Raw genomic sequence first — 14507 nt, forward strand, 5'->3', positions numbered from 1 at the left:
ACCAAGCACCCACACGCACCCCTCACATCCCATTTTTCCATGCAAACACCCACCTCTTCGCCAACTGCCACATCCAATCACGACTCCTCCCCGATTCGCCTGCTGTTTGCGGGTATCGGCGGCTATGCCGGAGTCTACCTCGACGCGCTTGAGCACACGCCGGGCATCACTATCGCAGCCGTCATCGACCCGATGGCCGAGAGCAGCCGCCACTGGCCCTGGCTCCAGTCGATGGGAGTCCAGCTAGTCGAGAGCATCGAGGAGTTCGCCCGCAGCGGCGGCCAGGCGGACCTGGCGATTATATGCTCGCCCATTGCCTTCCACGCCGACCAGACCTGCGCCGCCCTCTCAGCGGGCATGCATGTCCTGTGCGAAAAACCCATCGGCGCAACCCCTGCTGATGCCCTGCGTATGCAGCAGGCGGCCGAGTCCTCCGACCGCTTCCTGGAGATCGGCTATCAGTGGTCATTCAGTGCGCCCATCCAGCAGCTCAAAGCAGATATCCTCGCAGGTAAATATGGCGCGCTCCTCGAGCTAAGCACGCAGGTGCGCTGGCCTCGCAGCGAGGCCTACTACACCCGTAACAACTGGGCTGGTAAAATCAGAGACGCGCGCGGCAACCCGATCCACGACAGCCCGGTCAACAACGCCACCGCCCACTTCCTGCACAACATGCTCTTTCTCGCCGGGCCGGATCAAGCCAGCTCCGCCTCCCCCCGCAGCATCTCCGCCGAGTGCTATCGCGGGAACCGTATCGAAAATTATGATACATGCTGCTGCCGCATCGATACCCACGAGGGACCGCGCATTCACTTTTATACGACCCACTGCGTGGATGAGCAGGTCGGCCCCATCATCCGGGTGGAGTTCGAGCATACCGTAGTTGAGTACCAGAATGGCTCACCGATCGTCGCAACCTGCGATGATGGTCGTCGCCACTTTTACGCCAATCCTGTCCTCAGCCCGATGGATAAGCTGTGGACCTGCCTGAACCGCTGCCGTCTGCCCTCCACCCCTCCCCCGGTGTGTGGCGCTCGGGCAGCGACCCCGCATGCTCTGTGCGTGGACAAGCTCAAAGAGGTCCCGATCACCCCCTTCCCTGCTGAGCAGTTACAGATCAAAGCCGATGCCCAAGGCTCGCCACTCACCGTGATGCCCGGCCTGGGGGAAGCGTTTGAGCGGGCCTTCACCCAGAAAAAGCTCCTCAGCGAGCTCGGCATTCCCTGGGCAGCCCCCGCATGCGAACTGCACTTCTAGCAGTTCCGTCACAGAAGTGTAACCGTCCCCCCTGCAGGCGTCGTGTGAAATGCACTCGCCAACAACAGAAGGGAAATGCTAGGACGTTCTCATGGCGACACGACGCGAGTTCATCAAAACCGCTGCTCTGACCGGCGCCCTGTTCGGGGCAGGCGTCGAGCGCGCACTCTTTGCCGGAGAGACCCGCAAGGCCCAGGCAAACACCGCCCGCACCGGCACGCGCAATATCATCTTCATGGTCGCCGACGGGATGAACATCGGCTCGCTTTCGGCCACGCGGCATTTTCAGAAAAACCTCCTCGGGCAGGAGAACGTATGGCTGTCGCTGTATAACACGCACCCGATCGTGCGCAGCCTGATGGAGACCTCATCGGCCAACAGCATCGTGACGGACTCTGCGGCGGCATCCAGCTCATGGGGTTGCGGCCAGCGCATCAACAACGGGCAAATCAATATCTCTGCCCGTGACGGTAGCGACCTTGAGCCGATCTGCACCACAGTCCGCAAGCGTGGCATGGCCACAGGGCTTGTCACCACGGCAACCGTCACCCATGCGACCCCGGCCGGATTCGCCGCCAACAGCCCCAAGCGTGGCGACGAAGCGCTGATCGCGCACCAATATCTGGAGCGCCAGATCGATGTCGTCCTCGGCGGTGGCCAGAAATTTTTCGACGAGGAACTGCTCGCCAACTACCAGCAGGCCGGATACGGACTCGTCACCACACGCGAAGAGCTTCTCTCCGCCGAGGCCCCCTCCTCGCCGCTCCTGGGTCTTTTTGCCCACGGCCACCTCCCCTTCACCATCGACCGCAACGCCTTCGCCACCCTGCAGCAGGAGGTGCCGACCCTGGCCGAGATGACGACCGCCGCGCTGGATCGGCTCTCCAAAGCACCCGACGGTTTCCTGCTCCAGGTCGAGGGTGCGCGCGTCGACCACGCCGGTCATGCCAACGATGCCGCCAGCCTGATTCACGACCAGATCGCCTTTGACGACGCTATCGCCGTCGTTCGCGACTTCGCAGCCAGCCACCCGGACACGCTCGTCATCATCACGACTGACCACGGAACTGGCGGCATGAACCTCAACGGCAAGGGCCCCGGCTACCGGGACACGACGGCTGCCTTTGAAAAGATCGGCAAGTTCACCCGCTCCTACGGGCAGATGAAAAAAGATGCCAAGCCTCTGGGCACCGACGCACTGCGCCAGTACCTCGTTGACGTGACCGATATCAAGTTCGGTGGAGGCGAGCTGCAGGCCATGGCGCTCGCGCTGCAGGCCATCCAGGCCTACTCGCCCGACAGCATGGATGATGCGGCCCTTATCCAGATGGCTTCGCTGCCGGATATTTTCAAGACCGAGACGTCCATCGGATGGACCAGTGGCAACCACACCGGAGAGCTGGTGGAGCTGGCGGCCTTTGGCCCCGGCTCCGAGCGCATCTCCCCGCTCGTCCGCAATGAAGAGCTCCACGGCGTCATGCTGGAGGCGCTGGGCATCCAGCCAGCCTGAAGCAGGCACTGCCCCTAGAGCATACGCAGGGCAATCGCGGCCTGAGTGATTTCGGGGTGATCACGGAAGCGCAGAGCGATCACGATACGCTTGTCAAAGTCGCCGTCCGGGATACCCAGGTGGCTCTGCACGGTGTAGATATGCGACTCGACCGTTCGCCGGCTGATTTTGAGTTTCTGGGCGATGGTCTCGGTGTTGTACCCGAGCGTCAGCCCGGCGATGACTTCTTTCTGCCGCTTGCTCATACGGGAAACAACCGGGTCAAAATCGTTTAAGCTACTCACGGAAAACCTCCTGGTAAATCCGTCTCCGACGGATGTTTGATGCATGCGGACGAGACGGGAGATGCCCCCCGAAAGTGTGATGATGCGCTCGCTCTGGGCATAGCGCTGAATCTTCGTCAGATCTCCATGGTTGGACACGAGCAGGTTCAGCGACGCCCAACGGCTGATCTCGTTATTACCCGTCCCCTCGATCAGGCGCAGAAACTCCTGGTTGAAGTGGTCCCCGTCTGCCCAGCGGTCTTCTCCCAGCTCGTGAAGCCTGGCTGCCTGCTGCTGGATATACAGATCGCGGTGGAAGTTGGCCATCCGCGTACGCAGCCGGGGCCGACGCAGGACGAGCGCATCACAGGCGCGAAGGATACGCAGGTAGACCTCCTTGCTGTCTGCCGCTGAGTCATTCGAAAAGACGGCCTTGCCGCGGCAGAAGTTCATCGACGCCCAGACTGGGCAGCTGCTGTGGATGTCGAGCACATCGTCGTTGTGGACGACCATGCCGATCTGGTCCCGGCAGTCCAGCAGGCGGTAGGCTTCACGGTACAGGCTGGACTCCAGATAGTTCAGGCCGCGAGCCAGAAAGGCCTCCTCCTGATGGACGGGCTGCGTGGTGTAGCCATTGCGCTCGATGTGGGCCAGCATCTGCTGCTCGTGCAGCGTGGCGTCCAGCGCGGGCAGGGCCGTCGCGTAGTCGAAGTTGACAGTCGGGTGAACAACGGCCCCGATAAACTGCCGCTGTGTGGTAATCAGCGAGATCGAGCACCAGTCGCACGGGATTAAACGCTTCAGGTCCTGAAGCAGGATGTTGTAGATGTCGCCCGACTCGACTGCAGGGTCGTCCAGCTTATGATTAAGATCAAGCAGCGCCTCCGCAGAGGCGCTGCTGATCCCATATTGATTAGCTACACTGCAAAAAGTAGAGATGACCATCGATGCAGTGCTCATAATCTCGCAACCCCGCCGACCCAAGGCAATTCCGATAACAATATGAGGAGTTTTCCTTTACGTAAAACTACTGAGTGATCATGCGTACACGTCGGCAGGTCAAAAAAACGCCCAGACCAGTTTTTGGTCTGAGCGCAGACTTAAATCAAGGAGGCTTTCCGGGCAAACGCCCGGCACATGTTCATGCCGGGCGCCAGCCATTCTCGGGCCTCGTATCCGAGCACCGGAACCTCTCCCCCTCAAGAGCGGAAGCGGCGACGGCTCAGAAACAGTACCAGAGCCGCAGCCAGTCCGAGAATGGCGCACGACGAGCTCGGCTCAGGGATCGAAATCTCGCTATCGACGATGATGTTATCGAGCAACAACTCACCCTCAAACGCCGAGCTCCAGGTCTTTGCGGTTAGGTTGAAGTTTGAAACCTCAGAGCCAACCGTCACCGTGCTGTCAGCCGTCGTGATATTATCCCCGACGAGTTCGCCGTTGATGTAGATATCCATGCTCGTAGCAGCCACGGTAGATCCCGAGTAGTCGAGATCCGAGGCCGTGTAATTGTAGACGATATCAATCTGGTTCACCGTATCGAGCGAGTAGCTGGCAAACGCAGCTCCAAGGTTTCCCTGGTTGTTGCTGTAGCGTAGCTCACCATTGCGGATGTAAAAGGCCAGCGCTGTGCCCGAGTTACCGGCACTCGTCCCGAGGCGCAGCAAAAAGCCGTAGTTAGCCTCAGCGATTGCGCTGGTATCCACGAACTGAAAGCTCACCTGACCGGTTGAACTGCCACCGACAAAGCCGTACTCAGTCGCACGCGTGGTCAGCAGCGGGTCTTGCTCGCCAGCTGCTCCGTCGAAGTTCATGCTGCCGTACTGGTTCGCGTCTTGTGAAAAGATATGCGTCGTGTCGTCCACGGCGATAAATGTCCCGCCTGCTTCGCGAAACGTCCATTTGTCCTCGGTTCCGCCCTGCGGAATCGCGCCGAGATCATACTCTTCGAACGTCTCGGAGAACATTACCGCCGCATGGCTGGCTGCGGCGATACCGAGGATCGACAGGAAGGTGAGTTTGGATGCGATTTTATTCATGCTCATCATGGGGTTAGATTTTACGGGTACGAGTGTTTGAGAATGGAGCCCTTTAGCGGGGGCCTTCCGCGAACGGTCACTGCCTGGCAGGTGCGCCGTCTGCATGCAGAATACCCATATTCCAGCACCAAAACGAAGCCATTAATCGCTAACACAGGAGAGTGAAATATGCCACTCTAACTCAATCGCTTCCTGTTGTTTAATAGTCACTTATATCGTTCCACAGTCCACCCATACGCCATCCACTTGCGTATTGTGAGCATGCTTTGGAATGCCTTTTTCACCGCGAAAGATCATATCGGCCAGACGGTCGACGGCTACCGCCCCCACCTCTTCGGAATTTTCATCGAAGCCCGTCATCCTGTAAATCCCCGGACTCGCCAGCGGCGAAGCGATCCCCAAATCCCCGGGCACACTCAGGCCAAGCGCGCGTGCGAAATGCGCGAAGCGGGCATCGCCGGTGATGACCGCATCCGGCTTCTCCTTTTTATAGTAATCGAGAAACTCTTCGATATGGGTATCCGCCCAGACATAAGGGTAGATCATCGGCTGATCTCCGACCGACTTCTGAAACGCCAGATAGCCTGCCGAAAACTGATGTGCGACGCGGGCGTCATGCTGTTCGTCAAAGGCAAATGCAATCCGCCGGTAGCCTTTCTCGCGCATCCGCTCCATGAGCGCGAACGTCGAGTGATATTGCGAGGAGGTAACGACATTAAGCCTAGGTGACATCAGGCTGTAACCAAAGGATATAAGCGAAAAATCATCCCACATGAAGTCACGCACCGTGTAGGGGGCTGGCTGCGGAGACAGCAGAATGCCGTTGACGTTACGCGCACGCAGGATGGCGGCCATACGCTTGGCGCTCATCGCGCTGGTGTTGTATTCGAAAACTTCTACATTATAGCCATGCTCCTTCGCCTGCCTCTTCGCACCCTGATAGTAGACGTAGTAGATCATGCGATGCCAGTCTTTGGGCATCTTGTGGTAGTCGATCAGCAGCCAGGCCAGGGTCCCCTGATACTTGCGCGTCTTCAGGCGTGTACGGTACGAGGCCAGCGCCGAGAGCATCGGGTCGGGGGCATATCCCATGCGCTTGGCGATCTCTATGATGCGCTTGCGGGTCTCCGCGGGGATGCTCGGGTGGCGCTTGAAAGCCAGCGACACCGATGTGCGATGCACACCGGCTTCCTTTGCGACATCTGCCTGGGTGACTCGTTTCTCCGCCATGCTCTCCTGTGTTAGAGATATGTCCGTTGCTCTCTGAAACAAGAACAAAATAATTTGGCGCTATCACTCGCGCATTCCGTTGCTCCATTTTCCCATGTTAAAGCACCACCTCCTCCTCACCCTCCTGTTAACCCTCAGCCTGATTCTGCCTGCCATGGCGATGGAGGGCGTGCCAAAGGACTGCCCACCCACGGATAAGGCGCTGATGAGCGATCAGAAGGCCGCGCAGATGGAGCCGGTCAGCCAGGAGCCTGAGATCGTGATTGAGGCCTGGGACATCCCCGTCGCCACTGAAGATCATCCCCGGCTCATCCTGACAGACGAGCGACTGGATGAGCTCATGGAGCTAGAGATGTCCGACCCGATGCTGCAACGCTACATCGCCGAGGTTCTTAAAAATGCGGACAAGATGGTCGACGCCCCACCTCTGAAGTACGAGCTCTCTAAGAATAAATCCCTGCTCAAGGTCAGTCGCGAGTGCCTGAAACGTGTTTATGCCCTCGGGCTGGCCTACCGCTGGACGGGTGAAGAGAAGTACTACGACGCGCTACTGGGGAATCTGCGCACCGTCTGCGAGTTCGAAGACTGGAACCCCAGAAACTTCCTGAACACGGCCGAGATGATTCACGCCGTCGCGATCGGTTACGACTGGCTGTACTACGATTTGGATACGCAGGACCGGGACTTGATCCGCCAGGCTCTTATCGATAAGGGCCTCAAGGAAGGACTACAGGATTACGCCGGAGACAAAAGCGGCTGGTGGGTCGATTGTAACCACAACTGGAATCTGGTCTGCCACTCGAGCTTGATCATCGGCGCCATCGCTGTAGCCGACACCGACCCGCAGTACGAGGCGCAGATATTACCCGTCGCCCTGAAAAACCTGCCTATCGCCCTCAAGCAATACGGCCCGGACGGCGCCTGGGGCGAGGGTCCCGGCTACTGGGAGTACGCCACGCGGTACATGTGCTATGGCCTGGCGGCTCTGCGCACCGCCAAGGGGGACGACTACGCCCTGTCCGAGTATCCCGGACTGCCCCAGACGGGAGCCTTTCCCCTCTACAGCACAGGCCCCACAGATATGCCCCTCGGGTATGCTGACTGCTGGGCCGGGCTGAAGCGCTATCCCTCTTCTGCCCTGATGTGGCTGGCAGGTGCCTATGGGGATGGCTTTGTCGCCAACTACGAGCACTACCTGATCGAAAAAACCAACATCTACAGGCCGGAGGACATCATCTGGTACGTGCCCCAGACTGCCGCCGACCACGGGCTGCCGCCGCTGGACAAGTACTACCGCGGCCCCGTCGAGGTGGCCTTTATGCGCAGCGCCTGGAATGACCCCGACGCGCTCTTTCTCGGGATTAAAGCCGGGTATAAGCGCGTCAATCATGCCCACCTCGACCTCGGTAATTTCGAGCTTGATGCCCTCGGTGTACGCTGGGCCTGGGACATGGGCTCGGACCAATATCACTTGCCCGGATACTTCGACGCCAAGAGCGGCCGCCGCTGGCAGTACTACCGCATCAACTCCCACAGCCATAACATCCCCACCTTTGACGGCGAAAGCCAATCCCCCGACGGGAAAGCCTCCGTCTCCCGCTTCGTAGCCGGTCAGCACGAGGACGGCACACAGACCATGCCCTTTGCCGAGATCGACCTCTCCAACGCCTACGGCGAGCAAGTCGTGTCGTACTTCCGAGGGGCCGCCCTGGTCGAGGATCGCCGCGCCGCACTCATTCAGGACGAGATCGAGCTCCCCACCCCCACAGACCTGGTCTGGGGTTTTACCACAAAGGCCGATGTCACCATAGACGGCTCGACCGCCACGCTGACTGAGGATGGACAGAGCCTCACCGTCCGCGTCCTTGCTCCCGCTGATGTAGAGCTAGCAGTGGAGTCCGCCGAGCGGCCCAAGCCTGAAAACCCGAACAAGGGCTACCGCCGCGTCGTCTTTCATCTGAAAGCCCCCGCTGGTCCGCTGCAGATTGCCGTCCTCTTCGCTCCTCACTGGACGGACGGAGAAGCCCCCACTCCGGAGATCCAGCCACTGGCCGAATGGGGAGACAACGCAGCTCGCACGGATGCGCAGTAGAGGGAGAGTTCGCGCTCTTCACGGGTTTTGTCTGCGGACAGTCGTCCCCTCCACCCATGAGCCATCGACCATGAGGGTCGTCGGGACTTCTGGGACGCCATGCTCCCGGCGGTGGATGAGGTCGACCAGAAACTCCAGCGCACGCGCCCCGATCAAGCGCGAGTTTTCCATGATGCCCGAGTAGCCTTTTTGCCAGTCCCTGAGGGTAATAATCGCCAGGCCGATAGTTTCCGGAATGCTTTCACCGGCCTCAACCAGCCAGGCATGCCCGTACCGCTGCTCGGTCACGACCACATCCGGGCGGTTTTCTTTTAGCCACACCTTGAACACATTTGCTGACATCTCCTTAACCATCAGGATCGGCACGCGGTTTTCCGGCTTCAGCGTCTGCTGCACCCCCCAGAACGCTGAGGACCAGTTGTGCATGGTGCGGTTATCGCTTTGATGGGTGATGGCCAGCCCGGGGCGCTTGTAGCCCAGCTTCTGCAGCTCGTCCAGCAGCTTGAGCATGGACTTAGACTGATGGGACACCACGGTGTGGATGGCCGGACTAACCAGCGTATGACCGAAGGCCACCGCAGCAAAATGAGAAAAATCAAAAACCAGAGAAGCACCGGGCCTCGCCTGTGGTGCGAATAAAATACCCGGGATATTCCTCGCCCAGAGTAACTTTGAAAGGCGCTGGCCCGTCATCCCGCCCTTTACCAGATTATGCTCCTCGATCCGGTAGCCCAGCTCCCTGGCACGCTCGACAGCGCCCTCATAGTAGTGCCGGTAAAAGGGAGGGATCACGCTCCAGACTTCATTATCGGGATCGCTCCCCACCCATGCCAGCGTCGCCTGGTATTTGGCGCTGACAGAACGCTTCCGGTAGGCCGACAAGGCCGTCAGATACGGATCGGGCCGGTACTCGAGCTGGCCAGCGATCTCATGGACATACTTACGTGTCTTCTCCGACACGCGCGGGTTATTTGCCAGAGCCATGGAGACCGTCGACTGTGCCAGCCCTGTCAGTCGGGCGATCTCTTTCTGCGTCGGCCGAGCATCATCCATGGGCAATTCTAATAACAGCGAGGGTAACGAACTCAAGCCTATGTCATGAGACATAGGCTTCGTCAAACCCGTCGATAATCCCTTCCGTCAATCGTCCGCCGCATTAGCGCCATCCCGCTTTTCTGGCTGGGACTCCGAGAGGCTGACTTCCCAGAAGCCCTCCATGCTGTCGCGTGGCCGCTCCTGTCCGGCCAGCCAGTAAATCGCCTTCCACACGCGGTAGGCATTCGAGGTGCCGTTCATTTCGCTCTGGTCCCCCGCCTGCGCCGGGATGCTGTTTCTTCCCAGATAGAGATCATTCGGGCTGACGAATGAACCAAACGTGAAGCTGCGGAAACCGCCATCTGCCTGGCGGAAGCGTTTGAGCTGCGACACCGCAAACCGGGTGACCTGGATCAACTCTTCGTTGGTCAGCTTACGACCGGTGCTCCGGCACAGCTTGTCCATCATATCGCAGGCATTGCGGATGAAGAAGATGCGGTCGATCTCGGGCTCATCCGCGAACCACTCAAGCAGGGTCTGCTGGATCTGCGCAGCGCGAGGAATGGGGCGGCCGACATTCGAGCAGAACGACACAAACTTGAACGCCCCGGAAATACGCACCTGCAGGTCTCCGCCTCCGATCAACCCTGTCTCCGGGTCTTGGCGCGCCTCCACATTGCGCATAGCCTCGTCGATGATCACATCGCGATAGGATTGAGGCAGCGTATTGATCAGCTTGTACTGCGAGGAGAGGTTGTCGAGCGCCGTCCATGAGTGCTCCCAGGGGCGCTCATCGAGCCACGCCCGAAAGGCCTCAACCGAGGCCAAATGCGGAGGAAAACTAGAAGTATCCAGCCGCGAAAGGTCCTCTGCACTCGGCACCCGGTAAACATTCTGCGCAGCGGGCACATAGTAGACATTCGGATGCTCGCCCTGAGCGGGAGCGGATGGCGGGCTGCGCGTATCGACTCTGGCAGGACTCGGCAATGTCTCCGCTCTGGTGTCTTTTGCTGGAGCAGGAGCGCTCTTCTCCGGTCGACGGGAAGATGGCCGACGCGGCTGCCCTGGCAGCGGATAAAGGGGCTCGCTCCCAAGCATACGCAAAGAGCCAAGGGAGAAGCTGAGCGCCCGCCCGAGCACACGCTGATTCTCCACCATATCGGGATAGTCATGGTCGACGAAGTACCCCGTCTGCGGGTCCTGTCGGCTTTGGAAGTACCGGACCATCTGGCGTTTTATAGCCGGCGGCATCGTCTCCACCATGTCAGAGTTTGCCAGGATCACGATGGCGAAAAACGTGGACTGAATATCGGGACCGTAATCCTTGGGCTCCTTCCTCTCCTTCAGGCCGATAGATTCATAAAAGCCGCCGCTATCCGGGTCATACAACTGCGCCATCCACGGCAAGACATCCGCATACAGGGCGTCGAGCTCGGACAGAGCCTCCTGGAGTTCTGCGCGGGAGTCCTCCGCGTAGAGGTTACCGATAGCCAGCAACAGAGAGCAGCAGACAGCACTGATCAGGGACAGCATGGGGCGGTGGAACATCAGGAGCGGGTCGGGTGTGCGGACGACATTAATAGACAGGTGTATTCAGGCAGGCCTCCCAGAAGCCATCCATCTGCAGCTTGGGAGCTTTCTGCCCAGCCAGCCCATAGAGGGCGTCACGGGCAGCTATCGCCATGCGGGTACCGTTGACGTCACTTTGCGGACCTGCCGTGGCCGGGATGGAGTTCTTGCCCAGATACAGATCGTTGGGGCTGACGAAGTTACCATAGGTAAAGCTGCAAAAACCGCCGTCGTCCTGATGAAAACGACGGAGCTCACGCACCCCAAACTCGATGACGGATACGAGTTCCTCTTCGGTCAGTTCGTTCCCCGTCTGCTTGATCAGCATATTGAGCATGTCGCAGGCATTGCGGATAAAAAAGATCCTGTCAGTCGCTGAGCCGGACTGCAGCCACTCGATCACGGTTGCCTGAATCTTGTCTGCTGCCGGGATCGGGCGATTTACGGCGCGGCAGAACAGCACGAGCTTGAACGCCCCGGAGAGGCGCACGGCATCATTGCCACCGCCTACATATCCGGTATCGGCCTCCTGGCGCTCTGAAATGTACCGGATGACCTCATCGACGATCTGCGTTTGCAGCGGCTCGGGGAGCGTCTTGATCAGCGTCGACTGCGACTGGATGTTATCGACTGCCGTCCAGGCGTGGTCCCAGGGACGCTCATCCATCCACGCCCGCATCGCCTCTGCCGACACTAAATGAGGAGGCACACTCGACATGTCCAGATCCGCTACACTAGGGACCCGGTACACATTATCAGGCGTACTCGGCTCCGCTGCAGCACTCTCCGTGACGGTACTGGGGACACGGTAAATCTGCTTGGACGGCTGCGCGTTTACTTGAGCAGCCCCACCCTCTCCGTTGCCGGATGATTTGCTGCCGTTTTTTTGCGTAGCTGAGCTTCCCTGAGATTTAGCAGGAGCCGCGGATTCGCCGGGAAGCGGATACAGCGGCTTGGCACCGAGCACCCGAAGCGAGCCGGTGGAGAACGACAGCGCCCTCCCCAGTACGCGTTGGTTGTCCCACATGTCCGGATAGTCAGGATCGACGAAGTAGCCCGTCTCGGGGTCCTGCCGACTCTGGAAATAGTGGATCAGCTTTTCCCGGAACGACTCCGGCATCTTCGCATACTGGTCCGACTGGCGGATAAAAGAGAAGCAGTTATGCGTCGACTGGATGTCGGGGCCATAGTCCTTCGGCTCCAGTTTTTTCTTTAATCCCAGCGACTCGTAAAAGCCGCCGCTCTCGGGATCATACAGCTCGGCGACCCATGGCAACATACCATCATAGAGCACTTCGAGGCGGTTGAGCGCATCGTCCACTGGCTGACTATCCGATACCGCGTGAGCAGGTGCCGACACGAGAGCCGCCAGAGTCAGTAGTGTGAGCGGGAAGAGTTTAGAGGTCCGTTCTGTCATCGTTCTATGTCTTTTCTGGTCTGAGGTAATCCGGCACGCACTGGATCGCCGCCTGTTGGAGCTTCACGGAGCGTTACTTCGAGAGGGTCGGTTTAATCTTCAGGGAGTCGATGCTCAGGGCCTGATCGACACCCTTATTGTCCTCATCCACCCAGCGAATCCAGATGCTTTGCCCATCCTTGACATTCAGGCCCGTGATCTTGCCCGATACGTCTTCGCTCTGCACACTGCCGGAGAGCGACAGGCCAGCATAGTCTTCTGAGCCGGAGTCCTTGATGCTCTTAAAGGTCAAATCATCCACTGTGGTCCAGCTCCCTGTCGTGAGCGATGTCGCGTCGGTAGAGTACTGAAGTGTGAGCTGGTCGGCCCCGCCACTGTTCTGCTGCCACTGCTGCCCCTTGTACTTAATGGAAAACCCGGTCATGCTCGCGCCGGTATCGTTACCGATCTCGAGTCCGATGGCCGTCAGCCCGGTGGTGGAGGATTTCCGCAGCGTGCCCAATGCCCCATTCTTACCGTTCTTACGGAACAGATAGATGCCCTCGTCCCCCTTACGGTTGTTGCCATTCGTGGCCCCGTATTTCGACGCGCTCTTACCGTCCACAACAGCGTACCACCCGACAATCGTCGCGTTATCTGTCCAGGGGTAGGTACCCGAGGTATTAATGTCAGTCTCACTGCTCACACCATAGGCCTCCTCCTCGAAGGACTGGTAATACTCCGAAGCGTCGGAAAATACGACCTTGGCTTCAGTAACGGTGGCGGCAGTAACGGTCAGCGACGAGGCCAACACGATAAGGGTTTGGATCTTACTCATGGTTAAAAAACGGGTTTTATATTGGTTATGGAAATAGGCGGTGAGTTTCCAACTCTGGTTGGTTTTGCAGTCATCGCGAAGTCATACAAAATCGTTTTCAAGGCAGGCATCCATCCCGGAAAACACATCATCAAAAACAAGGGTTCCCTGTCCGAGAAAAACGATTTCAACTGGCTTCGACTCATCATCGGAGACTTCCTCATCCTCTGGCATGACCTGACACGCGGCCCACTACGAAGGCAAACACCTGCCCATCCGGGCCGAAAACTTGCGGCAAGCGGTAATTGTTGAGCAGGTCTATCCCTTTGGGCTTATTCATAGCCTACAAGCATGTGATTGGACTGGAAAGGAAGCGGATGTCTTAGCGATTGCGCTTGCGGCGCAGACACAGCACGCCGATCAAGGCGGTCACGCACAGCGCCACTGTCGAGGGCTCGGGCACCGCGGCGGTCACGTTCAGGTCATCGATCGCGAGTCCCTGCCCGTAGCCGGTCTCTCCGCTGAAGTTGTCCACCCACTTGATCCAGATATTTTCACTGTCGGCGACCGAGAGTCCGGTAATCGTCCCGGAGACTGCTACGTAGTTCAGAGCCCCTGGCCCGCCAGCCTCGCCAGCCGTCTTCTCGTCATATGAACTGCCATTGAAGATCGTGTCGCTGGTTCCGTCCAGGGCGGTGCCGGTACCATCGGCATAGAGGGCCGTGAAGCTCAGAGAGGAGGCCTCGGTCCAGTTGCCCGTGCTCAGGCTGGTCGCATCTGTCGAGTAGGAAAAGACGAGGGAGTTCAGCTGCGTACCAACGCCCCATGACCACTGCTCAGCGGAGTAGCTGATGCTCAAGCTGGTGATCGTTGAGCCGGTGTTGTTGGCAAACTGTGCCCCAAAGACGCCGTTGCTGGTCGTCGTGGACAGAGAGCCGAGCGTGCCATCCGTACTTGTTCTGCGGAAGGCGTAAACCGAAGAGCCCGATCCCGTCTGGTTATTGCCATTGGAGGCACGGTAGTGGGTGTTATCTGTGGTCACCTCACCGCCATCGTCAGTCACGGTCATGGAGTACCAGCCTTGAATCGTGCTGTTATCAGCCCAAGTCTGCAGGCCTGCATTAAGGTTCAGACTATCAAAGTCCTGGGTGTAGGTTTGCTCGGTGAGTGAGATTTGAGCATGGAGCGCATTCAGAAAGAACATGAAGAATGCGGCTATAATAACGTATTTTTTATTCATGGGATAGATGTGTGACAGGTTGTTTTTGATGAGAATGAAAGGCTAATTTGTTAGTTAAA

At 58.6% G+C, this 14507-nt stretch carries 12 protein-coding genes; 4 read left to right on the plus strand and 8 right to left on the minus strand.

Annotated elements, in window-relative coordinates; genetic code table 11:
- Positions 1-39 precede the first annotated feature (39 nt).
- Together K0V07_RS13165 and K0V07_RS13170 are read left to right on the plus strand one after the other, a co-directional pair.
- On the plus strand, positions 40-1257 hold the full coding sequence (locus K0V07_RS13165) for a Gfo/Idh/MocA family oxidoreductase (protein WP_220621850.1): 1218 nt from the start codon (positions 40-42) through the stop codon (positions 1255-1257).
- 91 nt (positions 1258-1348) lie between these two features.
- Positions 1349-2767: an alkaline phosphatase gene (locus K0V07_RS13170; protein WP_220621851.1), complete on the plus strand. Its 1419-nt coding sequence runs from the start codon at positions 1349-1351 to the stop codon at positions 2765-2767.
- 14 nt (positions 2768-2781) lie between these two features.
- Here the strand turns inward: K0V07_RS13170 and K0V07_RS13175 are convergent, their stop codons facing one another.
- The 3 genes from K0V07_RS13175 to K0V07_RS13185 form a co-directional block, all read right to left on the minus strand.
- Positions 2782-3990 (minus strand): LuxR C-terminal-related transcriptional regulator, encoded by a 1209-nt coding sequence (locus K0V07_RS13175; RefSeq protein WP_220621852.1) that lies wholly within the window; start codon positions 3988-3990, stop codon positions 2782-2784.
- A 239-nt stretch (positions 3991-4229) separates the two neighbouring features.
- The gene (locus tag K0V07_RS13180) at positions 4230-5069 is read right to left on the minus strand and encodes a hypothetical protein (protein ID WP_220621853.1); all 840 of its coding nucleotides are present in this window, start codon (positions 5067-5069) and stop codon (positions 4230-4232) included.
- Between the two features lie 210 nt (positions 5070-5279).
- Positions 5280-6299: a LacI family DNA-binding transcriptional regulator gene (locus K0V07_RS13185; RefSeq protein WP_220621854.1), complete on the minus strand. Its 1020-nt coding sequence runs from the start codon at positions 6297-6299 to the stop codon at positions 5280-5282.
- Positions 6300-6393: 94 nt separating this feature from the next.
- On the opposite strand from K0V07_RS13185, the gene K0V07_RS13190 reads away from it, so the two are divergent.
- Positions 6394-8391 (plus strand): heparinase II/III family protein, encoded by a 1998-nt coding sequence (locus tag K0V07_RS13190; protein ID WP_220621855.1) that lies wholly within the window; start codon positions 6394-6396, stop codon positions 8389-8391.
- Positions 8392-8409: 18 nt separating this feature from the next.
- Here K0V07_RS13190 and K0V07_RS13195 read toward each other — a convergent pair whose 3' ends face one another.
- The 4 genes from K0V07_RS13195 to K0V07_RS13210 form a co-directional block, all read right to left on the minus strand.
- Positions 8410-9444: a LacI family DNA-binding transcriptional regulator gene (locus tag K0V07_RS13195; RefSeq protein ID WP_220621856.1), complete on the minus strand. Its 1035-nt coding sequence runs from the start codon at positions 9442-9444 to the stop codon at positions 8410-8412.
- Positions 9445-9531: 87 nt separating this feature from the next.
- Positions 9532-10959, minus strand: a complete 1428-nt coding sequence (locus K0V07_RS13200; RefSeq protein WP_220621857.1) for a hypothetical protein — start codon at positions 10957-10959, stop codon at positions 9532-9534.
- A gap of 43 nt (positions 10960-11002) precedes the next feature.
- The gene (locus K0V07_RS13205) at positions 11003-12412 is read right to left on the minus strand and encodes a hypothetical protein (protein ID WP_220621858.1); all 1410 of its coding nucleotides are present in this window, start codon (positions 12410-12412) and stop codon (positions 11003-11005) included.
- 73 nt (positions 12413-12485) lie between these two features.
- On the minus strand, positions 12486-13229 hold the full coding sequence (locus K0V07_RS13210; protein ID WP_220621859.1) for a hypothetical protein: 744 nt from the start codon (positions 13227-13229) through the stop codon (positions 12486-12488).
- 27 nt (positions 13230-13256) lie between these two features.
- On the opposite strand from K0V07_RS13210, the gene K0V07_RS13215 reads away from it, so the two are divergent.
- Positions 13257-13520 carry a hypothetical protein gene (locus K0V07_RS13215; RefSeq protein ID WP_220621860.1) on the plus strand — a complete coding sequence of 88 codons (264 nt, stop codon included), beginning with the start codon at positions 13257-13259 and terminating at the stop codon, positions 13518-13520.
- A 70-nt stretch (positions 13521-13590) separates the two neighbouring features.
- On the opposite strand, the gene K0V07_RS13220 is transcribed toward K0V07_RS13215, so the two are convergent.
- Complete coding sequence (locus tag K0V07_RS13220) at positions 13591-14448, minus strand: PEP-CTERM sorting domain-containing protein (RefSeq protein ID WP_220621861.1); 858 nt, start codon at positions 14446-14448, stop codon at positions 13591-13593.
- Positions 14449-14507: the final 59 nt, after the last annotated feature.

This window comes from Ruficoccus sp. ZRK36 (assembly GCF_019603315.1).
Classification (GTDB): Bacteria; Verrucomicrobiota; Verrucomicrobiia; order Opitutales; family Cerasicoccaceae; genus Ruficoccus.